Below are 21,154 nucleotides of genomic sequence, written 5' to 3'. Positions count from 1 at the left end.
TGGATCCGACCCGGGGATCCCCTGACCTCGGAGATCACCATGGTTCCCACCGCGCCGTCCCGTCGCGCACTCCCGTCGACGATGCCCGCTCTCGCGCGCTCGCGGCGACCGGCACTGCTCCTCCTCGCCGTCCTGCTGCTGGTCGGCACCGTGCTCACCGGTGCGCCGGGGGCCCGCGCCGAGACCCCGCCGGACGGGCTCGGCGGCTTCTCCCCGGGATTCCTGATCACGGACTCGATGATGTTCGACGCGCAGACGATGACCCGCGCCGAGGTCGACGCATTCCTCGACGACAAGGGATCGCGCTGCACGGACGGCACCGATGGCGCACCCTGCCTGAAGAACCTCACCATGGACACCCCGAAGCGCCCGGCCACGAAGTACTGCGCGGCGATCCCCGCGGTCCGGAACGCCACGGCGGGGCGGATCATCACCGATGTCGCCCGCGCCTGCGACGTGAACCCGCAGGTGATCCTCGTGATGCTGCAGAAGGAACAGGGGCTGATCAGCGCCCGGAACGCCACGCCGAAACAGCTCCGTGAGGCGCTCGGGTTCCGCTGCGTCGACTTCGCGGACTGTGATCCCGCCTATCGGGGATTCGTCCATCAGATCTACCACGGCACCTCCCGGCTGCAGGAGTACGGCGACCCCGCCCGCGGCTTCCGCTACCAGGCCGGCAGGACCTACGACATCCAGTACAGCCCCTACCCGTTCTGCGGCTACGGCGAGGTCAGGATCTTCAACCGGTCCACGGCCGCGCTGTACAACTACACGCCGTTCACCCCCACCCAGGCCGCGCTGGATGCGGGTGCGGCGGGGGTCCCCGACGACGTCTGCGCGACCTACGGCAACCGGAACTTCTTCCGGAACTTCTCGCTGTGGTTCGGATCGCCGACGGGCACCCCCGAGAGCCGCTGGCCGATCTCCGCCCCGTGGGGGAAGGACCCGGCCGCGCCCTTCGTCGACGTGCCCTACGGCAGCTCGATCTTCTTCACCGAGATCGCGTGGATGGAGCACACCGGGCTGTCCCAAGGATGGGCGGACGGCACGTACCGCCCGCTGCGGCCCATCGCCCGAGACGCCATGGTCGCCTTCCTCTACCGCTCGGCGGGCTCTCCCGCGTTCACGCCGCCCACGAGGTCTCCGTTCTCCGACGTCACCGCCGGGAGTTCGATCTTCTACAAGGAGATCACCTGGGCGGAGCACGAGGGGATCACCACCGGGTGGCCCGACGGCACCTTCCGCCCCCTGGAGCCCGTGAACCGTGACGCGATGGCGGCGTTCCTGTACCGCTCCGCCGAGGAACCCTCCTTCACCCCTCCCCGCACCTCCCCGTTCAGGGACGTCCCGCGCAGCTCCTTGTTCTACAAGGAGATCTCCTGGGCCGAGGACGAGGGGATCACCACCGGGTGGCCGGACGGCACCTACCGTCCGCTGCAGCCGATCAACCGTGATGCGATGGCCGCCTTCATCTATCGGATGACGGTCGACTGATCCCGCCGGGGTCCACCGGGCCCGGGGCGGGAGCAGCGGTCGGTGCTGCGGCATGGGATGCTCGGTCATGAGCCGTCGGACGAGGGGATGAGCATGGTGAGCAGACGCGGACTGCTGGGAGGGGCCGCAGCCGTGGCGACCGCTGTCCTCAGCGGATGCGGGGTCGGACGCAAGCGGCTGGTGGCCGCGACGGAGGAGGCCGCGGCCGGTGTCGAGGGAGTCTCCGACGTCGCTCTGGAGAGGAGTGACGGAGCGAACTTCGAACGGCTCCTGCACGGCACCGTCTCCCTCGAGACGGCGGACCGCACCACCGGGCTCGCCGTGTTCGACGAGGCGATGCGCGCCATCGTCACCGTCGTCCATGCGGAGCTCGACGACCAGGAGGCACGAAGCCTCAGGGTGGGCGGGGTCGCCGGGGTGCTCGACGGCGGGGAGGTGCTGACCCCGATGGACCTCGACCCCGACATGTCCATCCCTAACCCGCGCCTGGATCGGGTGACGGCCGGATCCTTCTACGAGAAGTACGGACTGAGCTGACCCGCTCGCCGTGGCCGCGCACGGGCGGGATCACGGCTCGCCGCGACCCACCGTGACCACGTGGGACTCCGCGATATAGGTGCCCTCGCCGAGATACGTGCCCGTCAGCTCCTCCTGCAGCGCCGACAGCGTCGGATCGGTGGACGTGGCCCGACCGACGCTGCCCGAGTACCCACCGTCGGACTGGCCGCCCAGGCCCATCGAGTCATGGTTCGACTCGAGGATCCTGACCGGATGGAGCGAGGGGACGGGGTAGCCCGGCAGGGAGACCTCGTGCCGGTTCGGCGCCCCCAGGGTCCCGCCGTCGACCTGCGCGCCGCCGAGGTCGAGCCCGGCGATCAGGTCGCCGCTGACCCCTCCGGGGCCGAGCCCGGCCTCGTGGCTGACATTCACCGACTGGGTCGATCCCTGCGCAGGGACGACCGTCTGCACCGGTGAGCCCACCGAGAAGGTGTTCGTCACGTTGTACGTGCCGGCTGCGCCCGAGGCGCTGTTGAAGCTCGGGTCCGCGGACAGCCGGTTCGCCACGATGCCGCCCTGGGAGTGGCCGACGATCATCACGTCCGCCCCTGGCGGCACGCCGGCGGCCTCCATGGCGGCCCGGACGTCGTCCATCGCGGCGGGATGCTGTCCGGAGACCAGGCGCAGGTTCGAGCCCCAGTCGCGGGAGTTCCCCTGCCCGCCGTAGGCACCGGGGGCGTCGGTGACGGCAGCGCCCTCGGTGGGCGGCACCTGCACGATGTACGCCGGTTCCCCGCCGCCGTCACGATGGACCTCCTGGATGCCGATCTGCCCGTTCTCCAACGGCCCGCCGGTGGGGTTGTCCATGCGCAGTGCGTCGTTCTGCACGATCAGGTCCTGGAGGGTCTGCGGGCTCTGCGCGGGGAAGGAGTCCGTGGTGACCGACTCGACGATGCCGCCGGGACGGTCATCGAGCAGTGCCGTGTCCTCCCCGGAGACGGCCTCGTAGATCCCGACACCGGCCGATCCTGCGGTCAGCAGTCCGGCGGCGCCGACCTCGGCGATGGTCGGGACCCTCTCGCCGGTGGCCCAGTCCTCGAGGATCCCACCGAAGTGGCCCGCATCCTGCTGGAACTGTGCGATCCCGTCCGTGCGCACCCCGAACCGGCCGAGACCGTCCTCGAGCAGGTCGATCCCGGTGTCGAACCCCCAGCCGATCCCGTCGGAGACGATCCCGGCCAGGTCCGAGACAGCTCCTTCGACCGGGTTCTCCAGCCAGTTCGGGACCCAGGGGCTGTCCTCCTGGAGATATCCCTCGGAAGAGCCCGTGGAGCCCGCGGGCGGGATCGCGCCCGGAGCCCCTCCGGTCCCGTCGCCGTCCGAGACGACATCCTGCTCGTCCGCCTCCCCGGACGCCGCCTCGCCGAGGGCGAGCAGCTCTGCGCACACGCTCTCCAGCCGGCCTGTGGCCAAGGACGTCCACCGGCTCCGGAACTCCTCGGCGTCAGCTCCCTGCCACGATGCCGCTCGCACCGCGGTCTCGAGCCGGGCGGTGAGGTCTCCGACCTCGCCGGAGGCCGTGCGCAGGCGCTCGGCATGCTCGCGCAGCTGTGCAGTGTCCATCCCCCAGAACGCGGTCATCACGCACCGCCCGAGGAGGCGCAGGCGGCGGCGAAGCGGAGCCCGTGCTCGAGGATCGGCAGGAGGCTGCCGAGCACGTCGCCGTCCGAGACCGGGTGGACCTCCAGGGCGGGCGTCGCGGGCTGATCCAGCCGGTACAGGCCCCTGTGCCCTCTCACCCAGAGACGGGTCCAGGTCAGCGGCTCCTCCAGCACCCGTCGCTGCGGATCGTGGAGGGTCAGGGCGAGGGAGAGCCGCGGTCCGGTCGCCGTCAGCGCATCCCGCAGGGAGGCGTCGAGGTCGGGGACGCTCGCGAAGGCCTCCTCGGCGGGGAGGCCGCGGGTGAGCGCGGCGTGCGCGATGCGGTGCTGCTCAGGCGTCAGGCGCAGCGCGTCCTCACCGCGTGCGAGGTGCAGACGAGCCGGAGCGAGGTCGATGCCGGTGTCCTCGAGCAGCGCGGCGATCGTCGCCGGGACCTCCTGGACCTCGATCTCCGTCCAGTGCGAGGGCTGGTCGCCGTCGGCCCGCTCGACCGTTGCCCCGACGGGATCCAGAGCGATCCGGAGGCGACGGGTCCGCTCGCCGTCGGTCACCGCCACGACCAGCAGGGCAGGACTGGTCAGCTGCCGCAGCACGAGCTCGACCTCTGTCTCGTCGAGGTCCGCCGCCTCGGGGACGCTGGTCGTTGCCGGTCCGGACTCGCCGATCAGCGCCCGGTACACCGGGTTCCAGCGCGGGGCCGATGCCGGTGCGCGGTCCAGCCACCGTGCCGCATGCTCCACGGTCGCGATCAGCTCGGTCATCGCCGCCCCCGTCTCCCAACGGCCCCGTCGGCCGCTGCTCATGTGCTCGAGGCTATGGGCCGTGCCGCAGCACGGCGATGGGTACTTCTACCCATGTGGATCGGGGCCGGGTGTGGAGGAACAGTCACAGCCTCCCCTCGTACACTGATCCGCGCCCCACCCGTCCGTCATCCCCAGGAGCCGCAGTGCCGAGTTCTCCCCGCCCGGGTCCGTCCCGCCCGGCCATGTCGACCGAGCTGCGAGAGGTCTACGCGGCGCTGCTCGAGCGCGCCCCGGAGAACCGGATCGAACCGGACCTCTCCCGCATCACGCGCGTGATGGAACTGATGGGGGATCCGCAGAACTCCTACCGGTCGATCCGCCTCGCCGGCACCAACGGCAAGACCACCACCGCCCGGATCCTGGAGCGGATCCTGCGCGAATCCGGGCTGCGCACCGGCCGCACCACGAGCCCGCACCTGCGATCGCCCGTGGAGCGGATCGCGATCGACGGCTCCTCCATCGACGAGGAGGGTTTCCTCCAGGCCTACCGCGACGTCGAGCCGTTCGCGGCGATCGTCGACGCCGAGCAGGAGGCCGCCGGCGGCGTGCGCCTGACCTATTTCGAGTACCTCACCGCGATGGCCTTCCAGGCCTTCGCCTCCGCCCCGGTGGACGTGGCCGTGATCGAGACCGGGCTCGGCGGCACCTGGGACGCCACCGGTGCCGTCGACCCCGACGTCACCGTGATCACACCGATCTCCCTGGACCACCAGGACTACCTCGGCGACACCATCGCCGAGATCGCGGGGGAGAAGGCCGGCATCCTCACCGCGAAGGCCACTGCGGTCATCGCCTCCCAGCCCTACGAGGACGCGGCCGACGTGCTGCGTGAGCGGATCGCCGAGCTCGGCACCGAGGCGGCGATCGAGGACCAGCAGATCGGGGTGCTCTCGCACACGCCCGGGGTGGGCGGGCAGATGCTCACCCTGCAGGGCATCGCGGGACGCTACGAACAGGTCTTCCTCTCCCTGCTCGGCGAGCACCAGGCACGCAACGCGCTGCTGGCGGTCGCCGCGGCCGAGGCGCTGCTCGGCGACGGCGGCATCGTCCTGGACGGGGAGATGCTGCATGCCGCGCTGTCGAGCGTGACCTCCCCGGGGCGCGCCGAGGTGGTGCGCCAGGCCCCGACCATCCTGCTGGACGCCGCCCACAATCCTGCCGGGGCGCTGACGCTGGTCGAGACGGTCCGGGAGAACTTCCGCTTCACCCGCACCGTGGGCCTCGTCGGCATCCTGCAGGAGAAGGACGCCGCCGAGATCCTCGATGTCCTGGAGCCGCTCCTGGACAGCGTGGTCATCACCCAGTCCAGCTCGCCCCGCGCCATCCCCACCGACCGTCTGGCGGACCTCGCGCGGGACATCTTCGACGACGAGGACCGGGTGATCGAGCAGGCGAACCTGCCCGATGCGATCCAGGCCGCCGTGGACCTCGCGGAGGAGGGCGGCGATCAGTTCGGCGGCGTGGTGGTCGCGGGCTCGGTCACGCTCGCCGGCGAGGTCCGCGACCTGCTCGGCGTCCCCGAGGAGGAGTGAGCATGGACCTGGACCTCACGCCCTCCCCGCGCCCCCACGGCGCGCAGCGGATGTTCTCGGCCACGATCCTGGTCATCGAGGCCTTCGTGGTGTTCTTCGCCGTGCTGGCCGCCCACCAGCTGGTCCCGGGGGACCGCGTCCTGACCTGGTCCTGGGGGGTGCTCACCGTGCTCGCCCTGGTGCTGTGCTCCGGGATGCTGCGGCGCGGAGCCTGGCCCTACTGGCTCGGGCTCGTCCTGCAGCTGCCCGTGATCCTGCTCGGCCTCCAGCTCACCCCGATGTGGGTGGTGGGGCTCGGATTCGCCGCCCTCTATGCCTATGGTGCGTTCAAGGGCCACCAGCTGGACGCGGAGAAGGACACCGTGGATGCCGCGGTGCACGACGCCCGGGCCCGCGAGGAGCAGGGCCCGACGGACTGAGAGGGGCCGCGCCGAGCACCCCCGGATCCGTGGGTACCCTGGTGCCATGACCGCACAGCGCACACTCGTCCTGCTCAAGCCCGATGCCGTCCAGCGCGGCCTGCGCGGGGAGATCCTCCGCCGCATCGAGGCCAAGGGCTACGGAATCCTCGCCCTCACCCAGCGCACCGCGACCGCCGCGGAGCTCGCCGCGCACTACGCCGAGCACGAGGGCAAGCCCTTCTACCCCGGCCTGGTGGAGTACATGGGCTCCGCGCCCCTGGTCGCCGTCGTCGCCGAGGGCGTGAACGTGATCCCCGGCTTCCGCTCGCTCGCGGGCGCCACCAACCCCACCGAGGCCGCCCCCGGCACCATCCGCGGCGACCTCGCCTGCGAGGACGACCTGCCGGTGATCCAGAACCTCGTCCACGGTTCGGATTCCGAGGAGTCCGCCGCCCGCGAGATCGCGATCTGGTTCCCCGAGCTCGGCTGACCAGCACCTGCTGTGATGGTGAGGCGCACCGCACGGCGCGCCTCACCATCGGCATTCCCCGGCGTGCAGAATGTGAGACATGAATCTGTCCCTCGTCGTCATCGCCTTCCTGGCCTTCGCCGTGCTGCTCTCGGTCGGGATCCTGCTCGCGGTCGCGCTCCCTCAGCTGAGGGCCCCGCACGAGGATGAGGACGAGAGCGAGCCGGCCGATCGCCGGCACACCTCGCGCACCGGGCGCTGAGAGATCCCCGTCACCGATGGTGACCGATGCGGAGCGCTGAACGAACCCGCCTAGACTGACAGCCGACCTCGCCGCATCGTCGGCTTCCCCGACCTCGGAGGTGACCCGTGGATCCCGATGCTCTACTCGCACTGATCGCCGGCAGCGGTGGTGGTGTGCTCGTGCTCGGCGCCGGCGCCTGGGCCTACTTCCGCAGCCGAGGGCGCAAGCCCCCCGCCGGCGGCAGCACCGGTCGCGATGACGCCTCCACCGACTCAGCCGGAGCGGAGACGCCCCGCGCCGCGACCGCGGTCAAGGAGCGTCCCGCCGCTCCGACCTGGGACGACACGCTCTCCGCACCGGCCCCGAAGAAATCGGTGGCAGAGGCAGAGGCAGAGGCGAGCGCGCCGGCACCTGCCGCCGGTGCGGCTCCCGCCGCCGACGAGCCCACCACCGACGGGCCCGCCACCGACGAGAACACCACCGCGCCCGCGGCCACCGGCACCGATGTGCCCTTCGATCAGGAGACCGCTCCGGAGACCGGGACGGTCCAGGAGCAGCCCTCGGGCGGATCGGCTCCTGTCGAGCACACCGCCGAGCAGCCGGCAGAGCCCGCGCGGACGACCGGCGACGGGCCCTCCGCACCGACGGAGCAGGCTGCTCCGAGCGAGCCGTCCGAGGACGCGCCGTCGGTCGCGACCGCCGGCGCGGTCATCGAGACCCCCGAGGCTCCGGGTGACCGCATGGTGCGCCTGCGTGAGCGGCTCTCCCGCTCCGGCGCCCTCGGTCGTGGCATCCTCACCCTGCTCACCCGCGGCAGCACCGTGGACGAGGACACCTGGGACGAGATCGAGGAGACGCTGCTGCTGGCCGACCTCGGTCCCGACGCCACCGACGAGATGCTCGAGAACCTCCGCCGCCGCATCCAGGTGCTGGGCACCGACGATGCGGACGCAGTGCGCGAGGCCCTGCGGGAGGAGCTCATCTCCCTGGTGAACCCGGACCTGGACCGCCGCCTGGCGGCCACCCGCCGGGAGGCTCCCGACGGCACCGAGGTGCCCTCGGTGCTGCTCATGGTGGGCGTCAACGGCACCGGCAAGACCACCACCGTCGGCAAGCTCGCTCGCGTCCTGGTCGCCGCGGGCCGCTCCGTGGTGCTCGGCGCGGCCGACACCTTCCGCGCCGCCGCCGCGGACCAGCTCCAGACCTGGGGATCCCGCGTCGGCGTGGACACCGTGCGCTCGGACCGTGACGGTGCCGATCCGGCCGCGGTCGCCTTCGACGCGGTCAAGGAGGGCATCGCGCAGGAGGTCGATGTGGTCATCATCGACACCGCCGGCCGGCTGCAGAACAAGAAGGGTCTGATGGACGAGCTCGGCAAGGTGCGCCGGGTCGCCGAGAAGGGTCTGCACGGCGACCAGGTCGCCGAGGTGCTCCTGGTCATCGACGCCACCACCGGCCAGAACGGCATGCAGCAGGCCCGGGTCTTCTCCGAGGCCGTGAACATCACCGGCATCGTGCTCACCAAGCTCGACGGCACCGCCAAGGGCGGCATCGTCGTCAACGTCCAGCGAGAGCTGGGCGTCCCGGTGAAGATGGTGGGCCTCGGCGAAGGGATGGACGACCTCACCCCCTTCGACCCCCACGGCTTCATCGACGCCCTGCTCGAAGGGTGAGCGACGTGCTGCGAGCCTGCGGCAGGAGCTGACCGGATCGAGCAGAGGGTGAGCGACGTGCTGCGAGCTCGCGAGCGGCAGGAGCTGACCGGATCGAGCAGAGGGTGAGCGACGTGCTGCGAGCTCGCGGCAGGGGCTGACCGGATCGAGCAGAGGGAAGACAGCAGCTCCCGCCCCACGGCACCGGACCCCCGTCGCCCCGCGACGGGGGTCCGTCGTTCCCGGGGGTGTCCAGCGCACGGGACGGCAGGTCACGGAACGGTCACGGCGGCACCTCGGTCGAGGTGTTCGCACCGCGCGGACGCACCATGAGGCCACGGCCCGCACGGCCGTTCGGTCCGGGGCCGAGGACCTCGCACCCGGACCGGCCCTCCTCCCTCCAGGAGCTGCCATGGAGCCCTTCGACCTCGACACCGGAGCCACCGCCTGGATCCTCACCAGCGCGGCCCTGGTGCTGCTCATGACCCCCGGCCTGTCCCTCTTCTACGGCGGTATGGTGCGCGCCCGCACCGTGCTGAACATGATGCTGATGTCCTTCGGGGCGATGGCGGTGGTCGCGGTCGCCTGGACCCTGGCCGGGTACTCGATCGCCTTCGGCGACGACCTCGGCGGAGTCCTGGGCCACCCGCTGCAGCACCTCGGGCTGACCGGCACCGACGAGGAGTCGCTGCTCGCCGGCAGCGGCGTCCCGTTCCTGGTCGCCGCCGGATTCCAGATGACCTTCGCCATCATCTCCACCGCTCTGATCTCCGGGGCGATCGCCGACCGGGTCAAGCTCGGCACCTGGCTGGTGTTCGCGGCCATCTGGGTGCTCGTCGTCTACGCCCCGCTCGCCCACATGGTCTGGGGCGGCGGGCTGCTCGGCGGCGACGGCCCCTTCGCCGCGATCGCGGAGCCCGTCGACTTCGCCGGCGGCACCGTCGTGCACATCAACGCCGGCGTCGCCGGGCTGGTGCTCGCCCTCGTCGTCGGCGCCCGCAAGGGCTTCGGCAGCCAGCCGATGAAGCCCCACAACCTGCCGCTGGTGATGCTGGGGGCCGCGCTGCTGTGGTTCGGCTGGTTCGGTTTCAATGCCGGCAGCGCCGGGACGGCCGATGGCACTGCGGGCCTGGCCTGGGTCAACACGACCGTCGCCACGGCCGGGGCGATGCTCGCCTGGGCACTGGTGGAGCGCGTGCGGGACTCCCACGTCACCTCGCTGGGCATGGCCTCCGGCGTCGTGGCGGGACTGGTCGCGATCACCCCGGCGGCCGCGGCGCTGACCCCGTCGACCTCGATCGTCCTCGGCGGGGCCGCGGGCCTGGCCTGCGCTCTCGCCGTGGGCCTGAAGCACCGTCTGGGCATCGACGACTCCCTCGACGTGGTCGGGGTGCACCTGGTCGGCGGGCTCGTCGGCACCGTGGGCATCGGTGTCCTCGCGGCGGACGGGGGGCTGCTGCTCGGCGGCGGGTTCTCCCTCCTGGCCGTGCAGGTCCTGGTCGCCCTGGCGGCGATGCTCTTCTCCGGTGTGCTCACGGCGGTGATCGCCCTGGCGCTCCAGCACACGATGGGCTGGAGGATCCCCGAGGACCAGGAGCTCGCCGGGATCGACATCTCCCAGCACGCCGAGGCCGGTTACGATCTGGGCGGTGCTCTCGCCGCCCGACGGGAGCGGTCCCCGCACGTCCGGCCCGAGTCCTTCTCGCCCCGCACCACCGGCCCCGAGCCGCGCAGCTCCCTCCCGGCCGATGCCGGGACGGTCCCCTCCGCCGCGGACGCCGCCCGCCCGCTCACCGCAGGAGAGAACCGATGAAGCTCATCACCGCGATCATCCAGCCCCATGCCCTCCAGCCGGTCGCCGATGCCCTGCGCGAATACGGGATCACCGGGCTCACCGTCACCGAGGTCGCCGGCTTCGGCCGGCAGGGCGGGCACACCGAGGTGTACCGGGGTGCCGAGTACCGGATCGACACCATCCCCAAGCTCAGACTCGAGATCCTCGCCCGCGAGGAGGACGAGGAGGCGGTCATCGATCTCGTCGTCGCCACCGCGCGCAGCGGACGGATCGGGGACGGCAAGGTGTGGAGCAGCGACGTCGGCACTGTGGTCCGGGTCCGCACCGGCGAACGGGGGGCGGATGCCCTCTGACCCGCTCGCGGCCCGACGGATCACCCAGGTGCTCCACGAGGGCTTCGCGGACCCCACCGTCGGCCCCTCCCGCCGCCGCGCCCAGTCCGACCTGGTGGACGACTGGCTGCGCACACTGTGGGGGAGGGCCGAAGGCCCCGCGCAGGGCGCCGCATTGGCCGCCATCGGCTCCCTGGGTCGCCGCTCCCTGGGACCGGCGAGCGACCTGGACCTGGTGCTGCTGCTCGACCCCGCGCAGGTCCACGCGGAGCGCGCCGAGCAGCTCGCCACGGCCCTGTGGTACCCGATCTGGGACTCCGGCACCTCCCTGGACCATGCGGTGCGCAGCCCCGCGGAGTGCGCGGACGTCGCCCGGACGGATCTGCGGGCGGCGATCTCACTGCTGGATCTGCGCCTGATCGCCGGGGACGCGCAGCTGGTCCAGGACACCGCCGCCCGGGTGCGCATCCAGTGGCGCCGGGAGGCGAGGCGCCGAGTGGGGGAGCTGGCGGCCCTCGCGACCGACCGGCAGCGCCGCTACGGCTCCCTCGCCCACTCCTCGGAGCCGAACCTGAAGTCCGACCGCGGCGGGCTGCGGGACATCACCGTGATCCGCGCCCTCGCCGAGAGCTGGCTGGCCGACCACGACCACGCCGTGGTCGATGCCGCCGCGACCGTCCTGCGCGATGCCCGCGACGCGCTGCAGGCCGTCACCGGCACCTCCGGCACCCGGCTGCGCCGCGCCGACCAGGAGGCGGTCGCAGCCCTGACCGGCCACGCCACCGCCGACGAGCACCACCGGGTGCTGGCCGATGCCGCCCGCGCGGTGACCTGGGAGCTGCACCGTGCGGTGCGCGCCGCCGAGGCGGGGCTGGCCCCCGGCGGCTCCGCCACCCGCGGCGCCGGCACCGCCCGCCGTCCCGCCCTGCAGCGCCTGGCCCACGGCGTGCTGGTGCAGACCGGCGAGGTCTCCGTCGATCCCGACTCCACGGACCCGCTGCGGGACGTCGCGGCGGTCCGCCATGCCGCCACCACCGGGCTGCCGCTGTCGGCCGCCACCCTCGCCCGCATGGCGCAGGCGCCCATCGGCACCCTCGGCCCGGCCCAGCGCGACGTGCTGGTCGACGCGCTCGCCGGCGAGCACCTCGCCGACACCTACGAGGCACTCGACGTGAAGGGGATCGTGGCCCGCTGGGTGCCGGGCTGGGAGGAGATCCGCAACCGACCCCAGCGCTCCGCCGTGCACCGCTTCACCGTGGACCGCCACCAGATCGAGACCGTGCTCGAGGCGCAGCGCTTCCTGGCCCGGGTCAGCCGCCCCGACCTGCTGCTGCTCGCCGCCCTGCTCCACGATCTCGGCAAGCGCGCCGGCGCCCGGGACCATGCGGCCGAGGGCGCCGCGCTCGCCGAGGCGGCCGCGCTCCACCTCGGCGTCGAGGCGGACGACGCCCGCACCGTCGCGACGCTCGTGCGCGAGCACCTCACCCTCGTCGACCTCGCCACCGGCCGCGACCTCGCCGACCCCGCGACCCTGCGGGACCTGCTGCATGCCGTCGACCAGGACCTGGGGACCCTCGAGCTGCTGCGCGCCCTCACCGAGGCCGACGCGATCGCCGCCGGTCCCGCGGCCTGGTCCACCTGGCGCACCGATCTCGTCGACCACCTCACCTCGCTGGCCCGCTCCGCCCTCAGCGGCACCGCCCCCGCCCCGCGCACCCGGCTCGCCCCGCAGCGCTCGGCCCAGGAGACGGTGCGGGCCGCGGTGCGCCGCACCGGCAGCGCGCAGGTGCTCTACCCCGCGCACCTCGAGGCCGAGCCGATCTCCCAGATCTGCCTGGGCGCCCCGGACGGCGCCGGAGTGTTCGCGGCGATGGCGAGGGTGCTGGTGCGGCTGCGGCTGGACGTGCACAGCGCCGTGGTCACCACCGGCGACGGGATCGCCGTGAACACCTGGTGGGTCGCGGCCGCACCCGCCGACCTGCCCCATCCCTCGGTGCTGCGCACGGCGCTGGAGCGCGAGCTCGCCCACCGCGACCGGGCCGACGCCCGCGTGCTCGAGCTGCCGGCCGCGCTCCCGCCTCGCACCACCGAGGACACCCCGGTGGTGACGCTGCTGCCCGGCGCGTCCCGGGAGGCGACCGTGGTCCAGGTCAACGCCCGCAACCGCCCCAGCCTGCTGGCCGATGTGGCCGAGGTGATCACCCTGCACGGCATGCAGGTGCGCAGTGCGCACGTGATGACGCTGGGCCGTCGGGCCGTGGACGTGCTCTACCTCACCGACCAGCACGGCCGCGCACTGGATCCGCCCGCCACGGGCAGGATCGTGGCGGCGCTGATGGAGGCCGCCGAGACCTGAGTGAGGTGGCCGGCGGGGGCGAGCTCGGCCGGCCGGAGGGGGCGCACCGGGCGGGGTGGCGGTTCTCTCCTGTGGGTCTGACCGCGCATCCTGGGGTGACCGCCTCCGGCGCACTACACTGATGCGGTCCATACGACCAAGGGGAAGCGCTTCGTGTTCAACAACCTCTCCGATCGCATCACAGCATCGCTGAAGGGTCTGCGCGGCCATGGCCGCCTCACCGAAGCGGACGTCGACAAGACGATCCGCGAGATCCGCCGTGCCCTGCTCGACGCCGACGTCGCCGTCTCGGTGGTGCGCGAGTTCACCGGCCGGGTCCGCGAGCGGGCCCTGGGCGAAGAGGTCTCCAAAGCGCTCAATCCTGCCCAGCAGGTCGTCAAGATCGTCAACGACGAGCTGGTCGAGGTGCTCGGCGGCGCCACCGGTGAGCTCCACTTCGCCAAGAATCCGCCCACCGTCATCATGCTGGCCGGCCTCCAGGGCGCCGGCAAGACCACCCTCGCCGGCAAGCTGGCGACGTGGATGAAGTCCCAGGGGCACACCCCCTTGCTGGTCGCCGCCGACCTCCAGCGCCCCAACGCCGTGACCCAGCTGCAGGTCGTCGGCGAGCGCGCCGGGGTGCCGGTGTTCGCGCCCGAGCCGGGCAACGGTGTGGGCGACCCGGTGCTGGTGGCGATGAACGGTGTCTCGACCGCGCAGTTCCAGCAGCACGACGTGGTCATCGTCGACACCGCCGGTCGCCTCGGCATCGACGAGGAGATGATGGAGCAGGCGCGGAACATCCGCGACGCCGTCGATCCCGACGAGACCCTGTTCGTGGTCGACGCGATGATCGGCCAGGACGCCGCCCGCGTCGCCGAGGCCTTCCGTGACGGCGTCGGCTTCACCGGCGTGGTGCTCTCCAAGCTCGACGGCGATGCCCGCGGCGGTGCCGCGCTGTCCATCACCGGCGTGACCCAGCGGCCGATCCTGTTCGCCTCCACCGGTGAGAGCCTCGACGAGTTCGAGCGCTTCCATCCGGATCGCATGGCCAACCGCATCCTCGACATGGGTGACGTGCTCACCCTGATCGAGCAGGCCGAGAAGGCGTTCGACCAGGAGGAGGCCGAGAAGGCCGCCGCGAAGCTGGCCTCCGGCGAGGACTTCACCCTCGACGACTTCCTGTCCCAGATGCAGCAGCTCAAGAACATGGGCAACATCAAGAAGATGCTCGGGATGCTGCCGAACATGGGCCAGCATCGCGAGGCCCTGGAGAACTTCGACGAGGCCGAGATCGGCAAGGTCGAGGCGATCATCCGTTCGATGACGCCCGAGGAGCGCACCAACCCCAAGGTCATCAACGGCTCGCGCCGCAACCGCATCGCCAAGGGCTCCGGCACCAGCGTCCAGCAGATCAACCAGCTGCTGGAGCGGTTCAAGCAGGCCCAGACCATGATGCGGTCGATGGGCAGAGGCATGGCGGGTGGTGCCGGCGGCGGCATGCCCGGGATGCCCGGCGGCCCCGGCATGGGCATGGGCAAGAAGTCCCGCGGCAAGCAGGCCCCGCAGAAGCAGGTCAAGAAGTCCAAGTCCAAGAATCCCGCCAAGGCCGCACGCGAGCAGGCCGAGGCCGCGAAGAAGGCGACCGCGGGCGGCCAGGGCGGTTCTGCCTTCGGCGGCGGTGCCCAGCAGGCCGGCCAGCCGGACCTGTCGGACTTCGACCCCAACCAGCTCCCGCCGGAGATGCAGAAGCTCCTCGGCGGCAAGTGACCCGCGCCGCGGGAGGGCGAGCTCGTTCCCCGCGCTGCCCGGCCACCTTCGCGTTCCGCGCGGAGTCCTTGTGATCGACGAAACGTTCCAGAGCTTGGAACACCCTGTCGACCAACCTGATGTCGAGGCGGGCCGCAGGCTTCTGCGGGCGGCGCACGACGGTCGGCAGGTCGCCGGCGATCACGGGATCACGGGTGACGGCGCCGGCGGTGCCGACCGACCGTTCCTCCACGGCAGATCTCCACCGACCGCAGGACCTCGCTCTCCGCGTCGAGGAGATCATCCACCGTCGCGCTCGCTCCGCGGCCGGACTCCGACGACCGTGCGGGTCGAGGGCAGCTTCCACATCCTGGAAGAGGCCGTCGACGAACTCCGGTGCCGCGGGCCGAGAACTGCGGTGAAGACCTCTGATCCGGCACCCTGTCCCGGATAGGCTCGGAGCCATGAGTGCCGCCCGGACGTCCACTGCTCAGCAGGACCCCGTCCTCCATCTGCGCGGTCCGGTCCTGCTCGGCCCCGACCAGGAGCTCCTCGACGCCTGGGTGGTCGACGGGCGGATCCATCACGGCCGTCCTGAGCTGCCGGCGGGCACCGAGACGCAGGAGATCGACGGCTACGTGATCCCGGGCCTCGCGGACCTGCACTGCCACCTCGGGATCGGCGACGGCGGAGGGGGCACCACCCTGGAGACCGCACGAGAGCAGGCGTTGACGAACCGGGACACCGGCGTGCTGCTGATCCGGGATGCCGGCTCGATCACCGACACCTCGCCGCTGCAGCGGCAGTCCGATCTGCCGCGCCTGATCCGCTGCGGCCGCCACCTCGCCCGCACCCGCCGCTACCTGCGCGGATACGCCGACGAGCTGGAACCCGAGCAGCTCCCGGCGGCCGTGATCCGGCAAGCAGAGCGGGGAGACGGCTGGGTGAAGCTGGTGGGCGATTGGATCGACCGCGACGTCGGTGACCTCACCCCGTGCTGGGAGGCCGAGGACTTCCAGGCCGCAGCCCGCGCCGCCCATCATGCGGGGGCCCGGATCACGACCCACACCTTCGATGAATCGACCCTGCCGCTCGCCCTCGATGCCGGATTCGACTGCCTCGAGCACGCCACCGGACTCACCGACGAGACGATCATCCGTGCCGCCGAGGCCGGTGTCCCCGTGGTCTCCACGCTGGTCAACGTCGGCGAGTTCGAGAGCTATGCGAGCCAGGGGGCCACGAAGTTCCCCGACTACGCCGCGCATATGCGTCGCCTCCGGGCAGCCCGGTATCAGCGCACCCGCGACGCGCATGACGCCGGGGTGCAGCTGCTGGTGGGCACCGACGCCGGGGGAGTGCTCGGCCACGGCATCATCCATGACGAACTGGACGAGTTCGCGCGGGCGGGGCTCGACGCCCTCACCATCCTGGACGCCGCGACCTGGGCGGCCCGTCGATTCCTGCGGGTGCCCGGTCTGGAGGACGGGGCCCCGGCCGATCTGGTGGTCCTGCCCCGTGACCCGCGCCCGGACCATCGCGCCCTGCGCGAGCGGAGCCACGTCGTGCTGGGAGGGCGGATCGTCGCCTGAACGCTCCGGGGAGCGGCCGCGCACGGCCGGCCCGGCTCCGCCCGACCGGCCCGGCGCACCGGGCCCGGCGTCGCGTGTGCCCTGGTGCACATGCTCGCGGCTGGTGCCGGGGGCGCTTCGCCTGGCATACTCAGTCCCTGTATGTGCACGGACCGGCCCTCTACCCGTCCGTGCGCGACACCCCGAGGACCGTCAGCGCCCGCATGACCCCACAGGCTGCGGCGGGACTCACCCGAACATCCCTGAAGGAGAGTCCACCCACGTGGCTGTCAAGATCCGTCTGAAGCGCATGGGCAAGATCCGTGCACCGCACTACCGCATCGTCGTCGCCGATTCGCGCAAGAAGCGCGACGGCGCCGTGATCGAGCAGATCGGCCAGTACCACCCCACCGAGGAGCCCTCGTTCATCGAGGTCGAGTCCGAGCGTGCGCAGTACTGGCTCGGCGTCGGTGCCCAGCCGACCGAGCAGGTCACCGCCCTGCTGAAGGTCACCGGTGACTGGGCGAAGTTCAAGGGCGAGGGCGACGCCGCCGGCTCGATGAAGGGCTCCGGGGCGAAGAAGACCGCCGAGGAGCTCATTGCCGACGCCGACAAGGCCGCCGCCGAATCCCGCGAGGGCGCGAAGAAGGCCAAGGCCACGAAGGACTCCGAGTCCTCCGCGATCGAGGCTGGCTCCGAGGAGGCTCCGGCCGAGGGCGAGACCACCGAGGACGCCGACGCCGCGGCGACCGACGAGGCCTGACATGAGCTCCCGCGCCGACGCCCTCGACCATCTCGTCCGCGGCATCGTCGATGATCCGGATGCCGTGGCCGTGACCGAGAAGTCCACTCGTCGCGGCCCGCTGCTCGAGGTCAGGGTCGGCGCCGCCGACCTCGGCCGAGTGATCGGCCGGTCCGGTCGCACCGCCCGCGCTCTGCGCACGGTGACGGCCGCCCTGTCGGATGATGACGTGCGGGTCGACATCGTCGACGTCGACCGGCGCTGAGGTGCCGCGAGCCACTCCGAGGAGCGGTGCTGCCGAACGGACCGAGAGGTCCGGGCAGCACCGCTCCTGGCATTCACGGCCCGGACGGCGGCGCCGCGGCCCGGGCCCGACCGGGCCGGCACTGGTGGCTCTGGCGGTGCTGCTGGGCGGATGCGGCGCCGCGGGGCAGGGATCAGCTCCGTCCCCGTCGGACGCCGGGTCGGGCCTCGCGCCCACGGCGGCCCCGGAGGCCGAGGACGCGGCCGGACTGAGCACGGCCTGCACCACCTTCTGGGGCGATCCCGAGTACGCGGACCCTCTGTCCCGGACCGTTCTGGCGCGGGCCGCGTCCGCCCCCGAGGTCGGCCCCTCGGATCCGGACTTCTTCGCCCTCACCGGCGACGACATCGAGACCGCCTTCGAGGGGGCGCCCGCATCGGCGCAGGGGACCGCAGCGGTTCTGGCCGACTGGTTCCGCGCCGAGCCCGTCCGCGGCGCCGAGGCGGATCTGGACGCGTTCCGCACCGCCTGGGAGGGTCTGGCGGCCAGCTGCCAGGAGGTCTCGGCGGCGGCGCAGTGGGCCGTGGCGCCGGGGGAGGACGGCACCAAGCCCGCGGCCCTGGTCTGCGCCGACGTCTTCGACACCCCCGGAACCCTCACCCATTTCGCCAATGCCAACGTGCTGACCTCGAACATGTTCAAGCTCGTGGGCCTGTCGCCCCGTGCGGTCCCGGCCGGCCGGGAGCAGGACCTGCGGGACACCGCCGGACTGTTGGCAGCGGAGATCGCCGCGGTGGACGACGATGCGGTGCGCTCCGCGCTCGAGCAGGTGCGCGCCCCGTTCCAGGATGCGCTGGAGGGCGACACCTGGTCCGACGGGCTGAGCGGACCGCTGACCGAGCTCGGCACCGCCTGCGAGGCGATCGGCTACTCCTCCCCGGGAACCGGGGAGATCGACAACGACGCGGTCCTCGGCGCCAGCGCCGGGGACCAGCACGGCACGAACCTTGGAGGACGCTCATGAGCACGCTCGACGTCATCGTCGCGACCATCGGCAGGGCCCACGGGCTGCGCGGCGAGGTCGCGCTGATCGTGCGCACCGACCAGCCCCGGGAGCGGCTGCAGCCCGGCACCGTCTTCACGGTCGAGGCCGCGGGGCGCCCTCGCTCCCTGACCGTGGGGAGCACCCGGACGCAGCAGGACCGCTGGTACGTGCACTTCGACGAGGTCGCCGACCGCAGCGACGCCGAGTCCCTGCGCGGCATCGACCTGCAGATCGGGGTCGATGCCCAGCAGGAGTCCGACGAGGACCCCGATGCCTGGTACCCCTCGCAGCTGCAGGGCCTGCGCGTCGAGCACATCGACGGGCGCGAGCTCGGCACGGTGGTCGGGATCGAGCACTACCCCGCGCAGGATCTGCTGATCGTGCGCACCACCGACCGTCGCCGCGTGCAGCTGCCCCTGGTCGAGGAGCTCGTGCCCGAGGTGGATCTCGAGGCGGGCGTGGTGCTCGCCGATCCGCCCGGGGGGCTGTTCGACGCCCTCCCCGAGGACGAGCAGGGCCCTGAGCCCGAGACCTCCGCACCCTCCCGCACGCAGCGCTGAGGACCACCATGCGCATCGACGTCATCACGATCTTCCCCGAGTACCTCACGCCGCTGGAGCTGTCGCTGATCGGCAGGGCCCGCCGTGAGGGTCTCGTGGACCTGCACGTGCACGACCTGCGGCAGTGGACCCATGATCGTCATCGCACGGTCGACGACAGCCCGCTCGGCGGCGGTGCCGGCATGGTGATGAAGCCCGAACCCTGGGCGGCCGCCTTCTCCGGGGTGCGCGAGTCCGGGCAGGCGGCGCTGGGGACCGACGTCGAACCGCTGATCATCTTCCCGAATCCGGCAGGTGAGCCCTTCGCCCAGAGCACGGCGCAGGAGTGGTCTCGGTGCGAGTGGCTGGTGTTCGCCTGCGGGCGCTACGAGGGCATCGACGAACGCGTCTACCAGCACCTGGCCGACGTCGGGTGCGAGGTGGCCCTGGCCTCCCTCGGCGACTACGTGCTCAACGGCGGCGAGGTCGCAGTGCTCGCGATCACCGAGGCCGTGGTGCGCCTGGTGCCGGGCGTGGTCGGCAACGCCGAGTCGTTGATCGAGGAGTCCCACGCCGCAGGGCTGCTCGAGTACCCGGTCTTCACCCGCCCGGCGAGCTGGACCGACCCCGCCGGGGTGGTCCGCGAGGCGCCGCCGATCCTGCTGTCGGGGGACCACGGGAAGATCGCGGCCTGGCGCCAGGAGCAGTCCGAGGCCCGCACCCGGGAGCGTCGGCCCGACCTGCTGGCGCCGCTCGACGAGGACGCCGCCGGGTCCTGAGCCTGCCCGGGACGCCGGACCGTGGCGCAGCGGACACCCCGTCACGGTGATGGCCAGCACGGTCGGGGAGCGCCGAGCTTGCCGCGCAGGCGTCGCGCTGGCAGAATGACCCCTCGTGCGCACCGCGCGCCCCTCTGCCTCAGGGGAGGGCGCAGCAAGCGGTCGGGCAGGTCCGTGGCGATGGGAGTCGCCGCCAGAGGCCCAGCACACCGGTACGGGGAGCCTGCTCCCCGCCGGATCGACGGTTCCAGATGGACACCCGCCTCGGGGAGTCCCGCGAACGACGCCGTCCGACCTGAGGCGGAGGGCTGGAGAAAGACTATGCAGAAGCTCGATGAGCTCGACAAGGCGTCCCTGCGCGAGGACGTCCCCGCCTTCCGCGCCGGCGACAACGTCAAGGTGCACGTGAAGGTCATCGAGGGCAATCGCTCTCGTATCCAGATCTTCCAGGGCTACGTCATCGGCCGTCAGGGCCACGGCGTGGGCGAGACCTTCCGCGTCCGCAAGATCTCCTTCGGCGTCGGCGTCGAGCGCGTGTTCCCCGTGCACGCCCCGACCGTCGACAAGATCGAGGTCGTCACCCGCGGCGACGTGCGCCGCGCGAAGCTGTACTACCTGCGCAACCTCACGGGCAAGAAGGCCCGCATCAAGGAGAAGCGCAGCCACTCCTGATCTCAGGCATGTCCTGCGACAGCGTGGACGGACGGCGGCGGCCCCACCCGGTGGTGGTCGCCGCCGTCTGCGTCGTGCTGCTGCTGGCCGGCGCGCTGCTGGTGCGGCACTACGTGGCCCAGCCCTTCCGCGTCCCCTCGGCCTCGATGGCGCCGGCGATCCAACCCGGTGACGTGCTGCTGGTCGACCGCTCCTCCCGCGGCACCGCGGAGCGCGGCGAGATCGTCGTCTTCGACGGGCGCGGGTACTTCGCCCCCTCGGCGGCGGACGGGGACCGGTTCTGGGTCAAGCGCGTCATCGCCGTCGGCGGCGAGCGGGTGCAGTGCTGCGCACCGGACGGGGCGATCACCGTCGATGGGGTTCCACTGGAGGAGCCCTACCTGCCCGAGGGCACGGCGCCCAGCGAGATCGAGTTCGATCTGCGGGTCCCCGAAGGGCACATGTTCGTCCTCGGTGACAACCGGAGCGACTCCACCGACTCCAGGCACCTGCTGGGCGCGCCGGGCGGCGGCATGATCCCGGTGGACCGCGTGGTGGGGGAGGCGGACCGCATCGTGTGGCCTCTCACTCGCCGCGGTGCGCTCTGACCCCCAGCATCT

At 72.2% G+C, this 21,154-nt stretch carries 21 protein-coding genes; 19 read left to right on the top strand and 2 right to left on the bottom strand.

The genetic code is table 11. The features are described 5' to 3' along the window. Nucleotides 1–39: 39 nt before the first annotated feature. Nucleotides 40–1,494: an S-layer homology domain-containing protein gene (locus tag CFK38_RS14555; RefSeq protein WP_096803720.1), complete on the top strand. Its 1,455-nt coding sequence runs from the start codon at nt 40–42 to the stop codon at nt 1,492–1,494. 93 nt (nt 1,495–1,587) lie between these two features. Next, nucleotides 1,588–2,031 carry a hypothetical protein gene (locus tag CFK38_RS14550; RefSeq protein ID WP_157773501.1) on the top strand — a complete coding sequence of 148 codons (444 nt, stop codon included), beginning with the start codon at nt 1,588–1,590 and terminating at the stop codon, nt 2,029–2,031. Nucleotides 2,032–2,061: 30 nt separating this feature from the next. On the opposite strand, the gene CFK38_RS14545 is transcribed toward CFK38_RS14550, so the two are convergent. Both CFK38_RS14545 and CFK38_RS14540 read right to left on the bottom strand, forming a co-directional pair. Then, on the bottom strand, nt 2,062–3,633 hold the full coding sequence (locus tag CFK38_RS14545; RefSeq protein ID WP_096803719.1) for a WXG100 family type VII secretion target: 1,572 nt from the start codon (nt 3,631–3,633) through the stop codon (nt 2,062–2,064). Further along, nucleotides 3,633–4,457, bottom strand: a complete 825-nt coding sequence (locus CFK38_RS14540) for a hypothetical protein (RefSeq protein ID WP_157773500.1) — start codon at nt 4,455–4,457, stop codon at nt 3,633–3,635. Before CFK38_RS14540 ends, CFK38_RS14545 begins: the two co-directional genes overlap by 1 nt. Nucleotides 4,458–4,639: 182 nt before the next feature. Here CFK38_RS14540 and CFK38_RS14535 point away from each other — a divergent pair, with 182 nt between their 5' ends. From CFK38_RS14535 to lepB, 17 genes are all read left to right on the top strand, one after another. Then, nucleotides 4,640–5,989 (top strand): bifunctional folylpolyglutamate synthase/dihydrofolate synthase, encoded by a 1,350-nt coding sequence (locus CFK38_RS14535; protein WP_157773591.1) that lies wholly within the window; start codon nt 4,640–4,642, stop codon nt 5,987–5,989. A 2-nt stretch (nt 5,990–5,991) separates the two neighbouring features. Beyond that, complete coding sequence (locus CFK38_RS14530) at nt 5,992–6,408, top strand: DUF4233 domain-containing protein (RefSeq protein ID WP_096803716.1); 417 nt, start codon at nt 5,992–5,994, stop codon at nt 6,406–6,408. A gap of 46 nt (nt 6,409–6,454) precedes the next feature. Continuing rightward, nucleotides 6,455–6,880: a nucleoside-diphosphate kinase gene (ndk, locus tag CFK38_RS14525; protein ID WP_096803715.1), complete on the top strand. Its 426-nt coding sequence runs from the start codon at nt 6,455–6,457 to the stop codon at nt 6,878–6,880. Nucleotides 6,881–6,959: 79 nt separating this feature from the next. Next, nucleotides 6,960–7,121, top strand: a complete 162-nt coding sequence (locus CFK38_RS17205; RefSeq protein WP_157773499.1) for a hypothetical protein — start codon at nt 6,960–6,962, stop codon at nt 7,119–7,121. Between the two features lie 107 nt (nt 7,122–7,228). Continuing rightward, the gene (gene ftsY, locus CFK38_RS14520) at nt 7,229–8,776 is read left to right on the top strand and encodes a signal recognition particle-docking protein FtsY (protein ID WP_096803714.1); all 1,548 of its coding nucleotides are present in this window, start codon (nt 7,229–7,231) and stop codon (nt 8,774–8,776) included. Between the two features lie 391 nt (nt 8,777–9,167). After that, nucleotides 9,168–10,568: an ammonium transporter gene (locus tag CFK38_RS14515; protein WP_096803713.1), complete on the top strand. Its 1,401-nt coding sequence runs from the start codon at nt 9,168–9,170 to the stop codon at nt 10,566–10,568. After that, nucleotides 10,565–10,903: a P-II family nitrogen regulator gene (locus CFK38_RS14510; RefSeq protein WP_096803712.1), complete on the top strand. Its 339-nt coding sequence runs from the start codon at nt 10,565–10,567 to the stop codon at nt 10,901–10,903. The genes CFK38_RS14515 and CFK38_RS14510 overlap by 4 nt, the downstream gene beginning before the upstream one ends. Further along, on the top strand, nt 10,893–13,238 hold the full coding sequence (locus CFK38_RS17795) for a [protein-PII] uridylyltransferase family protein (protein WP_096803711.1): 2,346 nt from the start codon (nt 10,893–10,895) through the stop codon (nt 13,236–13,238). Before CFK38_RS14510 ends, CFK38_RS17795 begins: the two co-directional genes overlap by 11 nt. Before the next feature lie 153 nt (nt 13,239–13,391). Then, nucleotides 13,392–14,987, top strand: coding sequence for a signal recognition particle protein (gene ffh, locus CFK38_RS14500; protein ID WP_096803710.1), 1,596 nt, complete (start codon nt 13,392–13,394; stop codon nt 14,985–14,987). Nucleotides 14,988–15,430: 443 nt separating this feature from the next. Then, nucleotides 15,431–16,555 carry an amidohydrolase family protein gene (locus tag CFK38_RS14495; protein WP_096803709.1) on the top strand — a complete coding sequence of 375 codons (1,125 nt, stop codon included), beginning with the start codon at nt 15,431–15,433 and terminating at the stop codon, nt 16,553–16,555. 262 nt (nt 16,556–16,817) lie between these two features. Further along, entirely contained in the window at nt 16,818–17,297 is a 480-nt protein-coding gene (gene rpsP / locus CFK38_RS14490) for a 30S ribosomal protein S16 (protein WP_096803708.1), read from the top strand. Between the two features lies 1 nt (nt 17,298). After that, nucleotides 17,299–17,541: an RNA-binding protein gene (locus tag CFK38_RS14485; RefSeq protein WP_096803707.1), complete on the top strand. Its 243-nt coding sequence runs from the start codon at nt 17,299–17,301 to the stop codon at nt 17,539–17,541. A gap of 124 nt (nt 17,542–17,665) precedes the next feature. Then, a complete protein-coding gene (locus tag CFK38_RS14480) occupies nt 17,666–18,544 on the top strand; it encodes a hypothetical protein (protein WP_245851094.1) in 879 nt (292 codons plus the stop codon). Beyond that, a complete protein-coding gene (gene rimM, locus CFK38_RS14475; RefSeq protein ID WP_096803705.1) occupies nt 18,541–19,125 on the top strand; it encodes a ribosome maturation factor RimM in 585 nt (194 codons plus the stop codon). Before CFK38_RS14480 ends, rimM begins: the two co-directional genes overlap by 4 nt. Nucleotides 19,126–19,133: 8 nt before the next feature. Then, nucleotides 19,134–19,883: a tRNA (guanosine(37)-N1)-methyltransferase TrmD gene (trmD, locus tag CFK38_RS14470; RefSeq protein WP_096803704.1), complete on the top strand. Its 750-nt coding sequence runs from the start codon at nt 19,134–19,136 to the stop codon at nt 19,881–19,883. 321 nt (nt 19,884–20,204) lie between these two features. Then, a complete protein-coding gene (rplS, locus tag CFK38_RS14465) occupies nt 20,205–20,555 on the top strand; it encodes a 50S ribosomal protein L19 (protein WP_089065816.1) in 351 nt (116 codons plus the stop codon). An 8-nt stretch (nt 20,556–20,563) separates the two neighbouring features. Continuing rightward, complete coding sequence (gene lepB / locus CFK38_RS14460) at nt 20,564–21,142, top strand: signal peptidase I (protein ID WP_096803703.1); 579 nt, start codon at nt 20,564–20,566, stop codon at nt 21,140–21,142. Nucleotides 21,143–21,154: the final 12 nt, after the last annotated feature.

The organism is Brachybacterium vulturis, assembly GCF_002407185.1.
Taxonomy (GTDB): Bacteria; Actinomycetota; Actinomycetes; order Actinomycetales; family Dermabacteraceae; genus Brachybacterium; species Brachybacterium vulturis.
The sequence above is the reverse complement of the archived record's forward strand: the minus strand, read 5'-3'. Positions and strand labels throughout refer to the sequence as shown.

Coding starts and splice junctions, on each gene's coding strand:
- CFK38_RS14555 (WP_096803720.1), top strand. CDS start 40: ATGGTTCCCACCGCGCCGTCCCGTCGCGCACTCCCGTCGACGATGCCC.
- CFK38_RS14550 (WP_157773501.1), top strand. CDS start 1,588: ATGGTGAGCAGACGCGGACTGCTGGGAGGGGCCGCAGCCGTGGCGACC.
- CFK38_RS14545 (WP_096803719.1), bottom strand. CDS start 3,633: ATGACCGCGTTCTGGGGGATGGACACTGCACAGCTGCGCGAGCATGCC.
- CFK38_RS14540 (WP_157773500.1), bottom strand. CDS start 4,457: ATGAGCAGCGGCCGACGGGGCCGTTGGGAGACGGGGGCGGCGATGACC.
- CFK38_RS14535 (WP_157773591.1), top strand. CDS start 4,640: ATGTCGACCGAGCTGCGAGAGGTCTACGCGGCGCTGCTCGAGCGCGCC.
- CFK38_RS14530 (WP_096803716.1), top strand. CDS start 5,992: ATGGACCTGGACCTCACGCCCTCCCCGCGCCCCCACGGCGCGCAGCGG.
- ndk (WP_096803715.1), top strand. CDS start 6,455: ATGACCGCACAGCGCACACTCGTCCTGCTCAAGCCCGATGCCGTCCAG.
- CFK38_RS17205 (WP_157773499.1), top strand. CDS start 6,960: ATGAATCTGTCCCTCGTCGTCATCGCCTTCCTGGCCTTCGCCGTGCTG.
- CFK38_RS14515 (WP_096803713.1), top strand. CDS start 9,168: ATGGAGCCCTTCGACCTCGACACCGGAGCCACCGCCTGGATCCTCACC.
- CFK38_RS14510 (WP_096803712.1), top strand. CDS start 10,565: ATGAAGCTCATCACCGCGATCATCCAGCCCCATGCCCTCCAGCCGGTC.
- CFK38_RS17795 (WP_096803711.1), top strand. CDS start 10,893: ATGCCCTCTGACCCGCTCGCGGCCCGACGGATCACCCAGGTGCTCCAC.
- CFK38_RS14495 (WP_096803709.1), top strand. CDS start 15,431: ATGAGTGCCGCCCGGACGTCCACTGCTCAGCAGGACCCCGTCCTCCAT.
- CFK38_RS14485 (WP_096803707.1), top strand. CDS start 17,299: ATGAGCTCCCGCGCCGACGCCCTCGACCATCTCGTCCGCGGCATCGTC.
- rimM (WP_096803705.1), top strand. CDS start 18,541: ATGAGCACGCTCGACGTCATCGTCGCGACCATCGGCAGGGCCCACGGG.
- trmD (WP_096803704.1), top strand. CDS start 19,134: ATGCGCATCGACGTCATCACGATCTTCCCCGAGTACCTCACGCCGCTG.
- rplS (WP_089065816.1), top strand. CDS start 20,205: ATGCAGAAGCTCGATGAGCTCGACAAGGCGTCCCTGCGCGAGGACGTC.
- lepB (WP_096803703.1), top strand. CDS start 20,564: ATGTCCTGCGACAGCGTGGACGGACGGCGGCGGCCCCACCCGGTGGTG.